We start from the raw sequence: 17646 nt of genomic DNA, 5'->3' as shown, positions 1-17646 counted from the left end.
TTCCCAACCACACAAGGACTTGTCATATGCCTGCACTCCCAATCAGATCGCCGCTCCAGGCACCGGAACAATGGGCCGCCCTGTTCCTGCGCCTGGCCCTGGGCGCCATGTACGTCGCCCACGCCCTGTTCAAGATCCTGGTCCTGGGCTGGCCGGGCACCCTCAAGCTGTTCGGCGCCACCGGCATGCCCGAGTGGCTGACCTACCCGGCGGTGTGCGCCGAGCTGGTGGGGGGCTTGCTGCTGATCCTCGGGGTAGGCGTGCGCTGGATCGCCCTGGGGCTGATGCCGATGCTGCTGGGGGCGATCGTCTTCGTCCACGGCGCCCACGGCTGGATCTACACCAGCCCGGGGGGCGGCTGGGAATACCTGGCCTTCCTCGCGGTGGTGTCGCTGGCGCTGGTGTGCCTGGGCAACGGCGCACTGTCCCTGTGGAGCCTGTTCAAGGTGCCGTCTACAGGGCAATGGACGGCAACGCCAGCCCCCTGAGGGACTGGGCACTGCCGGCCTGCTCGGCCATCAGCCAGTCGACGAAGCGCTGGATCAACGGTCCGCGACGCTTGCGCGGCGGCAGCACCACGTAATAGCCGTAGGCGGACAGCGCACTCTGGGCGATCGGCCGGCACAACAGCCCCTGTGCCAGCAGATCGTCCACCAGATGACGCCAGCCGATGGCCACGCCCTGGCCGCCGATGGCCGCCTGGATCAGCAGGGTGTAATTGTCGAAACGCAATTGCCCCGGGGGCGGGGCGCCGGCCAGGCCCAGTTCGCGGAACACCCCGCTCCAGTCGAACCAGTGACTGGCGTTTTCCCCCCGCAGGTGCAGCAGCGGCATCTCCAGCAGGGCCTGGGCGGGCAGGGGCGCCAGGCGCTCCTTGAGCAGCAGCGGGCTGCACACCGGAAACACTTCCTCGCTGAACAGCCAGTGGCTTTCGCCATGCTTGAAACGTCCGTCGCCGAACAGCACCGCCACATCGATATCGCTGCGCAACATGCTGTGGCTGCGCTCGCTGGTCACCAGGCTGACGTCCACCTGGGGGTTGGCCTGATGGAAACGATGCAGGCGCGGCATCAGCCAGTAGGCGGCGAAGGCGAAATCCGTGGCCACCTGCAACACCTCATGCTGATGCTGCTGGGCCAGGGCCGTGAGGCCGGCGTCGATGCTCTGCAGGCCGGCCTGCACCTGTTCCAGCAACAGCGCGCCGGACTCGGTCAGTTCGATGCCGCGGTAGATGCGGTCGAACAGGCGCACCTGCAACTGCTCTTCCAGGCGCTTGATCTGCTGGCTGATGGCCGGCTGGGTAGTGCCCAGTTCCACCGCCGCCGCGGTGAAGCTGCGCAGACGCGCGGCCGCTTCAAACACCCGGAGCAGGTCCAGGGACAGGTCACCAAGGGCTTCATACATAAGCGGTGCTTATCCTAGTCATTGCCGCACATGGGCTTTACCGCCAAAGACATGGAATCCATGCTCGATCGCAGCACTTTCGCATAACCGTCGACTATGGAATGCCGCGAATCCATGAAGCGCAAGAACATTCTTTTCATCATGGCCGACCAGATGGCCGCGCCCTTGCTGCCGTTCTACGGTCCATCGCCCATCCAGCTGCCGCACCTCAGCCGCCTGGCCGCCCGGGGCGTGGTGTTCGACGCTGCCTACTGCAACAGCCCGCTGTGCGCGCCGTCGCGCTTCACCCTGGTCAGCGGCCAGTTGCCGAGCAAGATCGGCGCCTACGACAACGCCGCGGACTTTCCCGCCGACGTGCCCACCTATGCCCACTACCTGCGGCGCCTGGGCTATCGCACCGCGCTGTCGGGCAAGATGCACTTCTGCGGCCCGGACCAGTTGCACGGCTACGAAGAACGCCTGACCACTGACATCTACCCCGCCGACTACGGCTGGGCGGTGAACTGGGATGAGCCCCAGGTGCGCCCCAGCTGGTACCACAACATGTCCTCGGTGCTGCAGGCCGGCCCTTGCGTGCGCACCAACCAACTGGATTTCGACGAAGAGGTGGTGTTCAAGGCCCGGCAATACCTGTTCGACCACGTTCGCGCGGGCGGCGACCAGCCGTTCTGCCTCACCGTGTCCATGACCCATCCCCACGATCCCTACACCATTCCCAAGGCGTTCTGGGATCTGTACCGCGACGACGACATTCCACTGCCCCAGACCCCGCCCCAGAGCGAGCTAGACCCGCACTCCCAGCGCCTGCTCAAGGTCTACGACCTGTGGGACAAGCCGCTGCCTGTGGATAAGATCCGCGACGCGCGGCGGGCCTACTTCGGCGCCTGCAGCTACATCGACAGCAACGTCGGCAAGCTGCTGCAGACCCTGGAAGACACCGGGCTGGCGGACGACACGTTGATCGTGTTTTCCGGCGACCACGGCGACATGCTCGGCGAGCGTGGCCTCTGGTACAAAATGCACTGGTTCGAAATGGCCGCCCGGGTGCCGCTGCTGATCTGCGCGCCGGGGCAGTTCGCCGCCGGGCGGGTCGGCGCCGCGGTGTCCACTGCCGACCTGCTGCCGACCCTGGTGGAACTGGCCGGCGGCCATGTGGAGCCCAACCTGCCCCTGGACGGCCGCTCCCTGGTCCCCCATCTGCTGGGGCAGGGCGGCCACGATGAGGTGTTCGGCGAATACATGGCCGAGGGCACTATCAGCCCGCTGATGATGATTCGCCGGGGCGCCTACAAATTCATCTACAGCGAAGACGACCCGTGCCTGCTCTTCGATGTCGCCCACGACCCGCAAGAGCGCATCGACCTCAGCCAGTCGGCCGAGCATCGAGCGCTGTTCGACGCCTTCCTCGCCGAGGCCCGGGCCAAGTGGGACATCCCGACCATTCACCAACAGGTCCTGGCCAGCCAGCGCCGTCGCCGCCTGGTGGCCGACGCCCTGAACCGGGGCACGCGCAAGAGCTGGGATCACCAGCCCCTGGTCGACGCCAGTGCGCAATACATGCGCAACCACATCGACCTCGACGATCTGGAGCGCAAGGCGCGTTATCCACAACCCTGCCAACACCAATAATCCAAGGGGAAGAGCATGCAAACGTTATCCACAGCGCTGGCCGTCGGGTTCCTGGCTCTGGGCAGCGCAACCGCCTGGGCCGACTCGTGCGCAACCGTGAAGATGGCCGATCCGGGCTGGAGCGACATCGCCGCCACCAACGCCATCGCCAGCTTTCTGCTGGAGGGCATGGGCTACAAGGCCAAGATCGACACCCTGGCGGTGCCCATCACCTACGGCGGCCTCAAGGACGGCCAGGTGGATGTGTTCCTGGGCAACTGGATGCCGGCGCAGCAGGGCTTCTACGACAAGTTCGTGGCCAATGGCGAGGTGATCCAGCTGGCGAAGAACCTGGAAGGCACCGAGTTCACCCTGGCGGTTCCGAACTACGTATGGGACGCCGGGGTGCATGATTTCGCCGACCTGAACACATTCGCCGACAAGTTCGACAGGAAGATCTACGGCATCGGCTCCGGTGCTCCGGCCAACCTGTCGCTGCAGGCGATCATCAAGAACAACGAGTTCAATCTAGGCCAGTGGAAGCTGATCGAGTCCAGCGAGCAGGCGATGCTCGCCGAGGTGTCCCGGGCCACGAAAAAACAGCGCTTCGTGACCTTCCTCGGCTGGACCCCGCACCCGATGAACGTGCAGCTGAACATGCGTTACCTGACCGGGGGCGAGCAGTACTTCGGCGCCAGCGGCAGCGTCTACACCCTGACGCGCAAGGGTTATGCACAGGCCTGCCCGAACGTCGGCAAGCTCCTGAGCAACCTGCGGTTCACCCAGGACATGGAGAACGCCATCATGGCCGAGGTGGTGAACAACAAGCTCAGCAACGCCGATGCCGCCAAGGCCTGGATCAAGGCCAACCCGGCGGTGCTGGAGCAGTGGCTGCAAGGGGTCCGGACCATCGATGACAAAGAGGCCCTGGCGGCGGTGAAGGCCAAGTTGTAGCCCAAGGTGCGCCGGCTCCTGCGGGATCAGGGGCCAGCCTCGCCACATGCCCGAAGCCTGACAATGCATTACCCTGGCCCCCTCGAATTCCCCCATCCGTGAGCAACCATGGCCTGGCCCAACCGCCATTCACTCCTGCCTTTTCTCGGCTGGCTGCCCCAGCAGACCCGCGCCAGCGTCGGTCGTGATCTGCTGGTGGGGCTCAGTGGCGCGATCCTCGCCCTGCCGCAATCGATCGCCTATGCGCTGATTGCCGGCCTGCCGCCGGAGTACGGGCTGTACGCGGCCATAGTCCCGGTGCTGGTGGCCTGCCTCTGGGGCTCGTCCTGGCACCTGATCTGCGGGCCCACGGCAGCGATTTCCATCGTGCTGTATGCCAGCGTCAGCCCCCTGGCGGTGCCGGCGTCCGAGGACTACATCACCCTGATCCTGCTGCTGACCCTGCTGGCGGGGATCTTCCAGTGGCTGCTGGGGCTGCTGCGTTTCGGCGCCCTGGTGAACTTCGTCTCGCATTCGGTGGTGCTGGGCTTCACCCTCGGTGCCGCGGTGGTGATTGCCCTGGGGCAATTGCCCAACCTCCTGGGCCTGGAGCTGCCGAATCAGGCCACCGCCCTCAATAGCCTGAGCTTGCTGCTGGAACACCTGGACGCTGTGGACAAGCCTTCGCTGTTGCTGGGGCTGGGCAGCCTGATCGTCGGCCTCGGCCTGAAGCTACTGGCGCCACGCTGGCCCAGCCTGTTGCTCAGCCTGGTGCTCAGTGCGCTGGTGGTCTGGTTGCTGCCGGGGGTGTTCGGCCACGTCAAATTGGTCAGCGCCTTCGTGGGCCGGCTACCGCCCTTGAGCCCGTTGCCACTGGACCTGGAGCTGGTCCTGCGGCTGCTGCCCAGTGCCGTGGCGGTGGGGATGCTGGGGCTGGTCACCAGCCTGTCGATTGCCCGCTCGCTGTCGGCACGTTCGGAACAACTGCTCGACGCCAACCAGGAAGTCCGCGCCCAGGGCCTGTCGAACATGGTCGGGGCGTTTTTCTCCGGCTACCTGTCCTCCGGCTCTTTCACCCGCTCGGGCTTGAGTTATGAAGCCGGTGCCCGCTCGCCCCTGGCCGGGGTGTTCTCGGCGCTGTGGGTGGCGCTGTTCGCGGTGGCCGGCGCCGGGCTGATCGCCCACATCCCGATTCCGGCCATGGCCGGCAGCATCCTGCTGATCTGCTGGGGGCTGGTGGACCATCGGGGCATACGCGCGCTATTCCGGGTCAGCCGCGCCGAATTTGTGGTGATGAGCCTGACCTGCATCGCCACCTTGCTCCTGGAGTTGCAGACGGCGATCTATGCCGGGGTCCTGGCGTCGCTGTTCTTCTACCTCAAGCGCACGTCGCAGCCACGGGTGCAGCAGTCCAGCGAGGGCGATGCCGACGTCCTGCGGGTCGGCGGCTCGATCTTCTTTGGCGCCAGTCATTACCTGCAAGTGCGCATGCAACGCTGCCACGCACCGAAACTGGTGATCGACGCCCGGCAGATCAACTTCATCGACTATTCAGGGGTGGCGATGCTGCATCAGGAGGCGCGCCGACTGAAACGCCAGGACCGCAGCCTGACCCTGCGCCGAGCCCGGCAGGCGGTGAAAGAGGAATTGATCAAGCTCGAAGGACCGGAGCACTGCCCGATCCACTTCGAAGACTGAACCCGCAGGCGTCTTGCCCACACTCGACGTAGGAGCCGGCTTGCCGGCGAAGAGGCCCTTGGACCTGGCGCCGGTCTTGAGGCCGCCTTCGCTGGCAAGCCAGCTCCTACGAGGGAGGAGGGGTTACTGCGCCAACTGGCGGCGCAGTTCGGCCAGCACCGGGGCGCTGTCCGGGCGCACACCACGCCACAGGTAGAAGGCTTCCGCCGCCTGTTCGGCCAGCATGCCCAGGCCATCGAGCACCAGTGCCGCTCCGTGATCGCTGGCCCAGCGGCAGAACGGCGTCGGTTCCTTGGCGTACATCATGTCGTAGCACACCGTCTTGCCCGGTTCGATCAGGCTGCTGGCAATCGGCGGCAAGTCCCCAGACAGGCTGGCGGAAGTGGCATTGATGATCAGGTCCACCGACTCCTCCAGCCAGTCGAAGCCGCTGGCCGACACCGGCCCCAAATCGGCGAACAGCTCGGCCAGCAACTCGGCTTTTTCCACGGTGCGATTGGCAATCACCACCGACGCCGGCTGTTGCGCCAGCAAAGGCTCCAGGGCACCGCGCACGGCGCCCCCGGCTCCCAGGAGGAGGATGCGCTTGCCCTTGAGGCTGACCCCGGCGTTCACCGTCAGGTCGCGCACCAGTCCGGCGCCGTCGGTGTTGTCCCCCAACAGGCGGCCGTCGGCCTGCTTGCTCAGGGTGTTCACCGCGCCGGCCCGCTGCGCACGCTCGGTCAGGCTGTCGCACAGGCGATAGGCGTCTTCCTTGAACGGCACTGTGACGTTGGCCCCGCGGCCCTGGGCGAAGAAATCGCGGGCAGCGCCGGCGAAGTCGTCCAGGGGCGCCAGCAGGGTGTTGTATTCCAGTTGCTGGCCGGTCTGCTGGGCGAACAGCCGGTGGATCAAGGGTGATTTGCTATGGCCGATCGGATTACCAAAGACAACGTACTGGTCCATCTCTCATCCCATTTGCTCAACACACACGGGTAGGAGCCGCGTCCGCCTTGAAGGCCTCTTCGCCGGCAAGCCGGCTCCTACACGGTGGGTGCGGGTTAGTGGCTGGCCGCCAGCCAGTCGCGGTCCTGCAGGAAGTACTCGGTCAGGCGCGCCTCTTCGGTGCCCGGCTCGGCCTTCCAGTCGTAGCCCCAGCGCACTTGCGGCGGCAACGACATGAGGATCGATTCGGTACGCCCGCCCGATTGCAGGCCGAACAGGGTGCCACGGTCGTAGACCAGGTTGAACTCCACGTAGCGGCCACGGCGGAATTCCTGGAACTCGCGCTGCTGCTCGGTGTAGGCCGCGGCCTTGCGGCGCTGGACGATGGGCAGGTAAGCCTCGATATAGGCATCGCCGATGGCGCGCATGAAAGCGAAGCAGGTGTCGAAGTCCCACTCGTTCAAGTCGTCGAAGAACAGGCCGCCGATGCCCCGGGGCTCGTTGCGGTGCTTGATGTGGAAGTAGCTGTCGCACCAGGCCTTGTAGCGCGGGTAGACGTCCGGGCCAAAAGGCGCGCAGGCGCGTTCGGCGACCTGGTGCCAGTGCACGCAGTCTTCTTCATTGCCGTAGTAGGGGGTCAGGTCGAAACCGCCGCCGAACCACCAGACCGGTTCTTCACCTTCCTTCTCGGCAATGAAGAAACGCACGTTGGCGTGGGAGGTCGGCACATGGGGGTTGTGCGGGTGGATCACCAGGGACACGCCCAGGGCCTCGAAACCCCGACCGGCCAGTTCCGGACGATGGGCGCTGGCCGAAGGCGGCAGGCCGCTGCCGAACACGTGGGAGAAGTTGACCCCGCCCTTTTCGATCACTGCACCGCCACCGATCACCCGGGTGCGTCCGCCACCGCCGGCAGGCCGGGTCCAGGCATCCTCGATGAAGCGCGCGCCGCCGTCTTCGTTTTCCAGGGCAGTGCAAATACGGTCTTGCAGGTCGAGCAGGTAGGCTTTTACGGCCTCGGTGCGGGTAGTCATGGCATCACCTTGAATCGGGCAAAGCTAGGCGGCGCCAGGGATGAAACCGGGGCCGGCGCAAATGGGCGCGTAGCATAACACCGCACTGTGTCCACTCGCAGTTGACGAAGGTCAAGCAGAGGAGTCCGATAGAACCCTTTCACGCGACGACCAAGGAGTGAGTACAGATGGCCAAACGTATCCAGTTCCGCGCCCATGGCGGCCCCGAAGTACTCGAGTATGTGGATTACCAGCCCGCCGAACCGGGCCCGCAGCAGGTTCGCGTCAGCAACCAGGCCATCGGCCTGAACTTCATCGATACCTATTTCCGCAGCGGCCTGTACGCACCGCCGGCGCTTCCGTCGGGCCTGGGCGCCGAAGGGGCCGGGGTCGTGGAAGCCGTGGGCAGCGCGGTGACCCGCTTCAAGGTCGGCGATCGGGTGGCCTATGGCAGCGGCCCGCTGGGTGCCTACAGCGATGTGCACGTGCTGCCCGAAGCCAACCTGGTGCACCTGCCGGACACCATCAGCTTCGAACAGGCCGCCGGGGTGATGCTCAAGGGCCTGACCGTGCAGTACCTGCTGCGCCAGACCTATGAACTCAAGGGCGGCGAGACCGTGCTGTTTCACGCGGCCGCCGGCGGCGTCGGTTCCCTGGCCTGCCAGTGGGCCAAGGCCCTGGGGGTAAAACTGATCGGCACCGTCAGCTCGCCGGAGAAAGCCGCCATCGCCAAGGCCCTGGGTGCCTGGGAAACCATCGATTACAGCCATGAAGACGTGGCCCAGCGAGTGCTGGAACTGACCGACGGCAAGAAGTGCCCGGTGGTCTACGACGGCGTGGGCAAGGACACCTGGCTGACTTCCCTGGATTGCCTGGCACCCCGCGGGCTGATGGTCAGCTTCGGCAATGCCTCGGGCGCGGTGGAAGGGGTGAACCTGGGGATTCTCTCGGCCAAGGGCTCGCTGTATGTCACCCGGCCGACCCTGGCCAGCTACGCCAACAACGCCGAGAACCTGCAACGCATGGCCGACGATCTGTTCGCCATGATCGCCAGCGGCCAGTTGAAGATCGAGATTGGCCAGCGCTTCGCCCTGGCGGATGCCGCCAAGGCCCATGTCGAGCTGTCGGCACGGCGCACCACCGGTTCGACGGTGCTCTTGCCCTAAGCGCCTTCGCCGGCCAGCCGGCTCCTGCAACACGCGTCGCGATGACCCGTGGGAGCCGGCGCAGCAATCAGGAGGGCCGCACCACCCTGCCGGTGGCCAGATCGCGGATCAGGCTCGGGTTCTTGCGCCCGCCCAGGCTGCCGGTGAGCACCAGGTCCAGTTGCCCACGGAAGTACTGCTCGACGCGCAGCCGCGTGCGCGCCGCCGGCCGCCCCTGGGGATTGGCCGAGGTGGAAATCAGCGGTCCCACCAGCGCGCACAGTTCACGCACCAGCGGATGATCGCTGACCCGCAACGCCACCGTGTCATGCACCCCGGTGACCCACTCCGGCAGCAGGTTCTGATGGGGCACCAGCCAGGTGTTGGGACCCGGCCAGGTGCTGGACATGCGCTCGATCCAGGTGTCGGGGAAGTCCTCGAAGAGAAAGTCGAACTGATGGATGTTGTCGGCGATCAGAATCAGGCCCTTGTCCACCGAGCGTGACTTGATCGCCAGCAGGCGATCCACCGCCTCTTCGTTCCACGGATCGCACCCCAGGCCCCAGACCGCTTCGGTTGGGTAGGCAATCACCGCCCCTGCGCGAATCTCTCGTGCGGCTTGTTGCACACGCCAACTGCTGACCATTGCCGAATCTCCAGATAAAAGCTGTGCGCAGTTTACCGATCCTGCCTATAAAACCTAGGGCCTGTTGCGGTTTGGCGACAGCGCGCAACCGCCCTCAACTCGACCCCGGGCGTGCCAGCCAGCGGCCGTTTTCATTGACCGCAAGGCCGTCGATCTCCAACTCGCTCAAGGCCGCCAGCACCCGCGGCAGGGGCCAGCCGCTGGCCCGCGCCAGGGCCTCGCTGCTGTGGGGCGCGGCCAGGAGCAGGGCCAGCAGCGGATGCCTGGCGGTTTCGGCCGGCATGGCGGCCGGCGGTGCCACGTGTTGCCAGCCCCTGAGGGTTTCGAGAATGTCCTGCACGCTTTCCACCAATACCGCGCCATCACGGATCAGCTGGTGACAGCCCCGCGCACCGGGGTGATGGATGGAACCGGGAATCGCGTACACCTCGCGGCCCTGTTCCGCCGCCAGGCGGGCGGTGATCAGGGAACCGCTGGCCACGCTGGCTTCCACCACCAGCACGCCGAGGGACAGGCCGCTGATGATCCGATTGCGCCGGGGGAAGTGCTCCGCCCGCGGACCGGTGTCCAGCGCGAACTCGGAAACCACCGCGCTGCCCTGGTCGATCATCGCCTGGGCCAAGGCTCGATGGCGCTGTGGATAAAAATTTTCCAGGCCGGTGCCCAGCACCCCCACCGTGTGCCCGCCAACGGCCAGTGCCGCCTGATGGGCTGCGCCATCGATGCCCAGGGCCAGACCACTGGTGATCACGAATCCGGCTCCGGCCAGGCTCCTGGCGAACGCCGCCGCGGTGTCCAGTCCCGGGGACGAAGCGCGGCGGCTGCCCACCATCGCCAGCTGCGGCCGTTCCAGAATCGAAGGGTCGCCGGCCACGAACAACAGCGGCGGCGCATCCTCCAACTGGGCCAGCAAGGCCGGGTAGCCGGGCTGGTCCCACATCAGTAAATGCTGGGCCTGGTTGTCTATCCAGGCCAAGGCACGCCGAGCGCCCTCGCGCACTTCGGCGCTGCGCCGGGCATCGCTGCAGGCGGCCGGCAGGCCCAGGGCATGCCAGGCACCGGCCGGTGCACTGAGGGCTTTGGCGGCTGAACCGAAGGCCTGGAGCAGGCGCTGAAAGCGCCTGGGTCCCAGACCGGGCACGCCATGCAAACGTAAACGGGCTTCCAGTTCCGCGGGGGAAATGGCGGCACTAATCGAGTGCGACATGGATCATCCTTGATCGTCATCAGTCCGGTCAGCGCCGGAACAAGCTGTGGATAAGTCTGTTGGTAACTTGTTGAGGACAAGTTTCCCAACGCCCTCGGGAAACGGTCCGCCAACTTCGCCGACGCTGCGCCCAAACGCTGGTCGCGCTCGCTGAGCAGACCTCGGTCACGCCCCCAGGAGCAGGCCTGCAGCGGCGACCGATGGCGGTCCAGCCCAACGGAGGCAAGGCGAACAGTCATTTCCTCGGGGGCTGAATCCCTTTATTATGTGCGCTCGCGTAAAACGCCAGAGCCTGCGCGGCTCGCTCCTTTGCAGAGCACGTTTTGCATCGGCGGCCCAGGTCCAGGACCTGTCAGGGCGCCGACTCCGCCCTTACTTCACACGTGTAGCAATTACGCTTATGGCCATTTTAAACATCCTCGAATTCCCTGATCCGCGCCTGCGCACTATCGCCAAACCCGTGGCCGTAGTGGACGACGAAGTGCGTCAGTTGGTCGACGACATGTTTGAAACAATGTATGAGGCCCCAGGCATCGGTCTAGCGGCGACCCAGGTCAACGTGCACAAACGCGTCGTGGTCATGGACCTGTCCGAAGATCGCAGCGAGCCCCGGGTGTTCATCAACCCCGAATTCGAAGCCCTGACCGACGAGATGGACCAGTACCAGGAAGGCTGCCTGTCGGTGCCGGGTTTCTATGAAAACGTCGACCGCCCGCAACGGGTCAAGATCAAGGCCCTGGACCGCGACGGCCAGCCCTATGAACTGATCGCCGAAGGACTACTGGCGGTGTGCATCCAGCACGAATGCGACCACCTCAACGGCAAGCTGTTCGTCGATTACCTGTCCACGCTCAAGCGTGACCGGATCAAGAAGAAGCTGGAAAAGCAGCATCGCCAGCAGGCTTGATGACCGTCTTGCAAAGGCTTGCCACGGCAAGCCTTTTTCTTTTCCGCATGTTTAACATCGAGAATTCTCATGACTGAGCCACTGCGCATCGTCTTTGCCGGCACCCCCGAATTCGCCGCCGAACACCTCAAGGCCCTGCTCGACAGCCCTCACCAGATTGTCGCGGTCTACACCCAGCCGGACCGTCCGGCGGGGCGCGGGCAGAAGCTGATGCCCAGCCCGGTCAAGCAACTGGCCCTGGAGCACCAGATCCCGGTGCTGCAACCACCCACCCTGCGCAATGCCGAGGCCCAGGCCGAACTGGCGGCGCTCAAGCCGGACCTGATGGTGGTGGTGGCCTACGGCCTGATCCTGCCTCAGGTGGTACTGGATATTCCGCGTCTTGGCTGCATCAACAGCCACGCCTCGCTGCTGCCGCGCTGGCGCGGTGCCGCGCCGATCCAGCGCGCCGTAGAAGCCGGTGATGCAACCAGTGGCGTGACCGTGATGCGCATGGAAGCCGGCCTGGACACCGGGCCGATGCTGCTCAAGGTCAGCACCCCGATCAGCGCCCAGGACACCGGTGGCAGCCTGCACGACCGCCTGGCCGAGCTGGGCCCGCCGGCCGTGCTGCAAGCCATCGAAGGCCTGGCCGCCGGCACCCTGCAAGGCGAAGTCCAGGACGACAGCCTGGCCACCTACGCCCACAAGCTGAACAAGGACGAGGCGCGCATCGACTGGAGCCGCCCGGCCGTGGAGCTGGAACGCCTGATCCGGGCCTTCAACCCCTGGCCGATCTGCCACAGCACCTTGAACGGCGAGGCCCTGAAAGTCCTGGCCGCCACCCTGGCCACAGGCCGGGGCACCCCGGGCGAGATCCTCGGCGCCAGCAAGGACGGCCTGCTCGTCGCCTGCGGTGAGCAGGCGCTGTGCCTGACCCGCCTGCAACTGCCCGGCGGCAAGGCGCTGAACTTCAGCGACCTGTTCAACAGCCGCCGCGAGAAGTTCGCCCTCGGCACCGTCCTCGGCCAAGCGGCGGACGCCCAATGAACCCGCGCCTGGCCGCCGCCAAGGCCCTGACCGCGGTACTCAACGGCAAGGCCTCGCTCAACAGCTCGCTGCCGATCCAGCTGGACAAGGTCGAAGCCCGGGATCGCGGCTTCACCCAGGACCTGGCCTTCGGCACCGCGCGCTGGCAGCCACGGCTGTCGGCGCTGGCGGCCAAACTGCTGCAGAAGCCATTCAAGGCCGCCGACGCCGATGTCGAGGCGCTGCTGCTGGTGGGCCTCTATCAACTGCTCTACACCCGGGTGCCGGCCCACGCCGCCATCGGCGAAACCGTGGGTTGCGCCGACAAGCTGAAAAAGCCCTGGGCCAAGGCCCTGCTCAACGCCGTGCTGCGCCGCGCCCAGCGTGAAAGCGAGGCGCTGCTGGCCGAGCTGGAACACGACCCGGTAGTGCGCACCGCGCACCCGCGCTGGCTGCAAAAGTCCCTCAAGGCCTTCTGGCCCGAGCACTGGGAAGCCATCTGCGCCGCCAACAACGCCCACCCGCCGATGATCCTGCGGGTCAATCGCCGGCATCATTCGCGGGACGCCTACCTGCAGCTGCTGAGCGAAGCGGGTGTGGCGGCCAGGGCCTGCGTCTACAGCCAGGACGGTATCGTCCTCGACGAAGCCGGCGATGTTCGCGGCCTGCCGGGCTTTGCCGAAGGCTGGATCAGCGTCCAGGACGAAGCCGCGCAACTGGCCGCCGAGCTGCTGGAGTTGGCGCCGGGGCAGCGGGTGCTGGACGCCTGCTGCGCGCCGGGGGGCAAGACCTGCCACATCCTCGAAGTGCAACCGGCCCTGGCCGGCGTGGTGGCGGTGGACCTGGAGGCCAAGCGCCTGGTGCGAGTGCGGGAAAACCTCGACCGCCTGAAGCTCGATGCCCAGCTGATCGCCGCCGACGGCCGCGACACCCAGGCCTGGTGGGACGGCCAGCCGTTCCAGCGCATCCTGCTGGACGCGCCGTGCTCGGCCACCGGGGTGATCCGTCGCCACCCGGACATCAAGCTGACCCGCCAGCCGGAAGACATCGCCGCCCTGGCGCAGCTGCAAGGCGAACTGCTGGACGCCCTGTGGCAGACCCTGGAAGTGGGCGGCATCCTGCTCTACGCCACCTGCTCGACCCTGCCCACCGAGAACACCGAAGTCATCGAGGCTTTCCTCGGGCGCACCCCGGGCGCCCGTGAATTGGACATCGGCGGCCAACTGGGGCAGCCTGCGGCCGGCCTCAAGCAGCCCCACGGGCGCCAGTTGCTGGCGCAAGAGGGCGGCCATGACGGTTTCTACTACGCCAAGCTGATCAAGATCGCCGCCGCACGCGGCTAAACGGTTTTAAGGGAGTGACTGGATGAAAATCATCATCCTCGGCGCCGGGCAAGTGGGCGGCACACTGGCGGAGCACCTGGCCAGCGAAGCCAACGACATCACCGTGGTGGACACCGACGGCGAACGCCTGCGCGGCCTCGGCGATCGCCTGGATATCCGCACCGTGCAAGGCCGCGGCTCCTTTCCCACGGTGCTGCGCCAGGCCGGAGCCGACGACGCCGACATGCTGGTGGCGGTGACCAACAGCGACGAAACCAACATGATCGCCTGCCAGGTCGCCCACACCCTGTTCAACACGCCGACCAAGATCGCCCGGGTGCGCGAATCCGCCTACCTGACCCGCGCCGGGCTGTTCGACAACGACGCGATCCCGGTCGACGTGCTGATCAGCCCCGAGCAGGTGGTAACCCTCTACATCAAGCGCCTGATCGAACACCCCGGCGCCCTGCAAGTGATCGACTTCGCCGAAGGCAAGGCGCAACTGGTGGCGGTCAAGGCCTACTACGGCGGCCCGCTGGTGGGCCAGCAACTGCGTCAGCTGCGCGAGCACATGCCCAACGTCGACACCCGGGTGGCGGCGATCTTCCGGCGCGACCGGCCGATCATGCCCAAGGGCGATACGGTGATCGAGGCCGACGACGAGGTGTTCTTCATCGCCGCCAAGGCCCACATCCGCGCGGTGATGAGCGAAATGCGCCGCCTGGAGGAATCCTACAAGCGCATCGTCATCGCCGGTGGCGGGCAGATCGGCGAGCGCCTGGCCGAGGCCATCGAAAGCCGCTACCAGGTGAAGATCATCGAGATGAACCCGGCCCGCTGCCGCTACCTGTCCGACACCCTGGACAGCACCGTGGTGCTGCAGGGCAGCGCCTCGGACCGCGACCTGCTGCTGGAAGAGAACATCGCCGACGCCGATATCTTCCTGGCCCTGACCAACGACGACGAGGCCAACATCATGTCCTCGCTGCTGGCCAAGCGCCTGGGGGCGAAGAAGGTCATGACCATCATCAACAACCCGGCCTACGTCGACCTGATCCAGGGTGGCGACATCGACATCGCCATCAGCCCGCAGCTGGCCACCATCGGCACCCTGCTGGCCCACGTGCGCCGCGGCGACATCGTCAGCGTGCACTCCCTGCGCCGCGGCGCGGCGGAAGCCATCGAGGCCATCGCCCACGGCGACGCCAAGTCGAGCAAGGTGATAGGTCGCGCCATCGAGAACATCGGCCTGCCGCCGGGCACCACCATCGGCGCCATCATTCGTGACGAAGAAGTGCTGATCGCCCACGACGATACGGTGATCGAAGCCGGCGACCACGTGATCCTGTTCCTTGTGGATAAAAAGCACATTCGCGACGTGGAGAAGCTGTTCCACGTGGGCCTGAGCTTTTTCTGATCAACCACTGTGTAGGCGCTGCCCTTGCGCAGCCTGCGGCAGCGGCTACATGAGCCCACAGGAGTGACAACGATGCTTGAATCGCTGGAAAAAATGCTCGCCAAGGGTGTGGATAACGCTCTGCTGCGCTTCGGCCTGGGCAAGGGTTACCTGGATCAGGGTGAATTCGCCAGGGCGGCCGAGCACCTGCAACGCTGCGTAGGCTTCGATCCCAAGTATTCAGCGGCCTGGAAGCTGCTGGGCAAGGCCTGTCAGGGGCAGGGCGATCTTCAAGGGGCACGCCAGGCCTGGGAACAGGGCCTGGAAGCGGCCCGGGGCCACGGCGACAAACAGGCAGAAAAGGAAATGACCGTGTTCCTGAAAAAACTCGACCGCCAGTCTCAAGGCTGACCTCTATCCCCTGTAGCCGCTGCCGAAGGCTGCGAACGGCCCGCAGGGACGCAAAGATCTTGAGACGACACAGGTTCGGCTGGAGATCGCCAAACAAGGCCCTTCGGTCCTTTTCCCAGCCTCGCGGGCTCGGCAGCGGCTACAGGACGATTTCACAGGTAGCGCAGGGCGATCCCTTCCGCGTCCGCCTGGACCACTTCCATGCGCACCCGGGGCGCCGCCGCCGGCAGGCCCTGCACCTGGCCATAGACCACCGCGCCCTTGGGCAATTGCGCCAGGGCCGGGTTTTGCACATAGACGCCACTGGCAGACAGGTTGCGGGTCTGCCCCAGGCATTCGCCAATGCTCTCGTGGGAAATCTTGATGCGAAACGATTTGCGGTGCTCGGACATCTTCTGCGCCCTTGTTCTGTGTGCTGTGGATAACGCCTGCGCGAAGGTTATCCACAGATCGTGCCAGCGCTGTCAGTACCAGCGCGCCTCGCCCGGAGGGCGCTTCTTGAAGCGTTTCATGCTCCACATGTACTGGCTCGGATACGCCCCGACATAGCGCTCGACCACCTTGCTCATGGCCGCACAGGAGGTTTCGGTATCGGTGCTGTACATCTCTTGCGGCGCCGCTTCGAGGATCACCTTGTAGCCCGAGCCATCGGGCAGGCGCAGGGCATGGAGGAACACGCCCACTGCCTTGCCGCCGGCCAGCATGTTCGGCACGAACTTGCTGGTCAGGGCCTGGGTGGCGAAGAAAGGCACGAAGATCCCGGCGGATTCGGCCGGTTCCGGGTCGGCGGGAATGCCCACGGCACCGCCTTTGCGCACTTCCTTGATGACGCTGAGGATGCCTTCCTTGGTGGAGGCCGCCACGCGGTTGCCCAGTTGCACCCGCTGCTTGCGCAGCAGTTCGTCCACCGCCTTGAGCTTGGGCGGACGGTAGAAAATGATCGGTTTGCACTGGCTGCAGTAGAAGTGGTTGAGCACTTCCCAGTTGCCCAGGTGACTGGTGATGCCGACCACGCCCTTGCCCGAGGCCAGGGCGTCCTTGAGTACGTCCAGGCCCTCGACTTCGCGCACCAGGGCGAGGGAACGCTCCGCCGGCCAGATCCAGGCGCAGGCGCTTTCGGTCAGGGATTTGCCGATGTCTTTCAGGCTCTGGCCTACCAGGCGCTCGCGCTCGGCGGGGTCCATCTGTGGAAAACATTTGGCCAGGTTGATGCGCACCACGTCGCGGGAACGATTGGGGGTCTTCCACATGATCCAGCCGATGGCCGCGCCGACCGCCTGCACCGCGCGCCAGGGCAGCAGGGCAAACAACCGCAGAGCGCCCACCAGCAGGGCGCCTTTGAACTTATCCACAAATGACTCCTGATCTGTCGGTCATGAAGCGTGTCGCGAGCCGGCTATTCTAACCGCGCGTGGGCCAGGATGGCGTAGCGATCACAGTCGCGGGTGTGATCCATGACCATGCCCGACGCCTGCATCAGCGCGTAACAGATGGTCGGTCCGACGAAGGTGAAGCCGGCTTTTTGCAGGCCGCGGCTCATGGCTTCGGCCTCCGGGGTCACCGCCGGCACTTCGCTGCGGTCGTTGAAATGATTGATCTTCGGCTCGCCACCGACGAAGGACCAGAGAAAGGCCACCGGGTCTTCCAGCTCCAGCCAGGCCTGGGCATTGCGCCGGGCGGCGTTGAGCTTGAGGCGGTTGCGGATGATGCCGGGGTCCTGCATCAGGTCTTCGATCTCGGCGTCGCTCATCTGCGCCACGCGCTGCACATCGAAGCCGAACAGCACCTGGCGATAGCGCTCGCGCTTCTTCAGCACGGTGATCCAGGACAGCCCGGCCTGGAACCCTTCGAGCAATAACAACTCGAACAGACGCTGCGCATCGCGCAGCGGCACGCCCCACTCCTGATCGTGATAAGCCATGTACAGCGGATCGTCGGAACACCAAAAGCAGCGTGGCATAAGGCTCCAGGGGGCGTGCGCAGGACTGAATCGGGTATACTCCCGCTCCTTAAATCGCAGCCCA

At 65.7% G+C, this 17646-nt stretch carries 18 protein-coding genes; 10 read left to right on the top strand and 8 right to left on the bottom strand.

Annotated features, from left to right (window positions below):
* Nucleotides 1-26: 26 nt before the first annotated feature.
* On the top strand, nt 27-488 hold the full coding sequence (locus POS17_RS00180; RefSeq protein WP_060836839.1) for a DoxX family protein: 462 nt from the start codon (nt 27-29) through the stop codon (nt 486-488).
* On the opposite strand, the gene POS17_RS00175 is transcribed toward POS17_RS00180, so the two are convergent.
* Nucleotides 454-1404 carry a choline sulfate utilization transcriptional regulator gene (locus POS17_RS00175; protein ID WP_060836838.1) on the bottom strand — a complete coding sequence of 317 codons (951 nt, stop codon included), beginning with the start codon at nt 1402-1404 and terminating at the stop codon, nt 454-456. The two genes, POS17_RS00180 and POS17_RS00175, sit on opposite strands and share 35 nt — an antisense overlap.
* 114 nt (nt 1405-1518) lie before the next feature.
* Between POS17_RS00175 and betC the strand changes: the two genes are divergently transcribed.
* The 3 genes from betC to POS17_RS00160 all read left to right on the top strand — a co-directional run bounded on the left by betC (nt 1519) and on the right by POS17_RS00160 (nt 5643).
* Nucleotides 1519-3033: a choline-sulfatase gene (gene betC, locus POS17_RS00170; protein WP_060836837.1), complete on the top strand. Its 1515-nt coding sequence runs from the start codon at nt 1519-1521 to the stop codon at nt 3031-3033.
* 15 nt (nt 3034-3048) lie between these two features.
* On the top strand, nt 3049-3966 hold the full coding sequence (gene choX / locus POS17_RS00165) for a choline ABC transporter substrate-binding protein (protein ID WP_060836836.1): 918 nt from the start codon (nt 3049-3051) through the stop codon (nt 3964-3966).
* Nucleotides 3967-4074: 108 nt separating this feature from the next.
* On the top strand, nt 4075-5643 hold the full coding sequence (locus tag POS17_RS00160) for a SulP family inorganic anion transporter (RefSeq protein WP_060836835.1): 1569 nt from the start codon (nt 4075-4077) through the stop codon (nt 5641-5643).
* Between the two features lie 123 nt (nt 5644-5766).
* Here the strand turns inward: POS17_RS00160 and aroE are convergent, their stop codons facing one another.
* Nucleotides 5767-6588, bottom strand: coding sequence for a shikimate dehydrogenase (gene aroE / locus POS17_RS00155; protein WP_060836834.1), 822 nt, complete (start codon nt 6586-6588; stop codon nt 5767-5769).
* A gap of 95 nt (nt 6589-6683) precedes the next feature.
* Nucleotides 6684-7601 carry an oxygen-dependent coproporphyrinogen oxidase gene (gene hemF / locus POS17_RS00150; protein WP_060836833.1) on the bottom strand — a complete coding sequence of 306 codons (918 nt, stop codon included), beginning with the start codon at nt 7599-7601 and terminating at the stop codon, nt 6684-6686.
* Between the two features lie 167 nt (nt 7602-7768).
* Here hemF and POS17_RS00145 point away from each other — a divergent pair, with 167 nt between their 5' ends.
* Nucleotides 7769-8746: an NADPH:quinone reductase gene (locus POS17_RS00145; RefSeq protein WP_060836832.1), complete on the top strand. Its 978-nt coding sequence runs from the start codon at nt 7769-7771 to the stop codon at nt 8744-8746.
* Nucleotides 8747-8813: 67 nt separating this feature from the next.
* Here the strand turns inward: POS17_RS00145 and POS17_RS00140 are convergent, their stop codons facing one another.
* Nucleotides 8814-9371, bottom strand: coding sequence for an L-threonylcarbamoyladenylate synthase (locus POS17_RS00140; protein WP_060836831.1), 558 nt, complete (start codon nt 9369-9371; stop codon nt 8814-8816).
* A gap of 94 nt (nt 9372-9465) precedes the next feature.
* Entirely contained in the window at nt 9466-10578 is a 1113-nt protein-coding gene (gene dprA, locus POS17_RS00135) for a DNA-processing protein DprA (RefSeq protein WP_060836830.1), read from the bottom strand.
* Between the two features lie 400 nt (nt 10579-10978).
* Here dprA and def point away from each other — a divergent pair, with 400 nt between their 5' ends.
* From def to POS17_RS00110, 5 genes are all read left to right on the top strand, one after another.
* The gene (gene def, locus POS17_RS00130; protein ID WP_011058411.1) at nt 10979-11485 is read left to right on the top strand and encodes a peptide deformylase; all 507 of its coding nucleotides are present in this window, start codon (nt 10979-10981) and stop codon (nt 11483-11485) included.
* Between the two features lie 69 nt (nt 11486-11554).
* Complete coding sequence (gene fmt / locus POS17_RS00125; protein WP_060836829.1) at nt 11555-12514, top strand: methionyl-tRNA formyltransferase; 960 nt, start codon at nt 11555-11557, stop codon at nt 12512-12514.
* Complete coding sequence (gene rsmB / locus POS17_RS00120; RefSeq protein ID WP_060836828.1) at nt 12511-13836, top strand: 16S rRNA (cytosine(967)-C(5))-methyltransferase RsmB; 1326 nt, start codon at nt 12511-12513, stop codon at nt 13834-13836. Before fmt ends, rsmB begins: the two co-directional genes overlap by 4 nt.
* Nucleotides 13837-13858: 22 nt before the next feature.
* Nucleotides 13859-15232, top strand: coding sequence for a Trk system potassium transporter TrkA (gene trkA, locus POS17_RS00115; protein ID WP_060836827.1), 1374 nt, complete (start codon nt 13859-13861; stop codon nt 15230-15232).
* A 72-nt stretch (nt 15233-15304) separates the two neighbouring features.
* Nucleotides 15305-15622 carry a tetratricopeptide repeat protein gene (locus POS17_RS00110; protein ID WP_060836826.1) on the top strand — a complete coding sequence of 106 codons (318 nt, stop codon included), beginning with the start codon at nt 15305-15307 and terminating at the stop codon, nt 15620-15622.
* Between the two features lie 152 nt (nt 15623-15774).
* Here POS17_RS00110 and POS17_RS00105 read toward each other — a convergent pair whose 3' ends face one another.
* The 3 genes from POS17_RS00105 to tag all read right to left on the bottom strand — a co-directional run bounded on the left by POS17_RS00105 (nt 15775) and on the right by tag (nt 17582).
* A complete protein-coding gene (locus POS17_RS00105) occupies nt 15775-16014 on the bottom strand; it encodes a PilZ domain-containing protein (protein ID WP_060836825.1) in 240 nt (79 codons plus the stop codon).
* 72 nt (nt 16015-16086) lie between these two features.
* Nucleotides 16087-16974, bottom strand: a complete 888-nt coding sequence (locus tag POS17_RS00100; protein ID WP_060836824.1) for a lysophospholipid acyltransferase — start codon at nt 16972-16974, stop codon at nt 16087-16089.
* Between the two features lie 44 nt (nt 16975-17018).
* Complete coding sequence (tag, locus tag POS17_RS00095; protein WP_060836823.1) at nt 17019-17582, bottom strand: DNA-3-methyladenine glycosylase I; 564 nt, start codon at nt 17580-17582, stop codon at nt 17019-17021.
* Between the last annotated feature and the right edge of the window lie 64 nt (nt 17583-17646).

This window comes from Pseudomonas sp. Os17, from assembly GCF_001547895.1.
Taxonomy (GTDB): domain Bacteria; phylum Pseudomonadota; class Gammaproteobacteria; order Pseudomonadales; family Pseudomonadaceae; genus Aquipseudomonas.
Note: the sequence above shows the minus strand (reverse complement) of the source record. Positions and strands in the feature narration are given on the sequence as shown.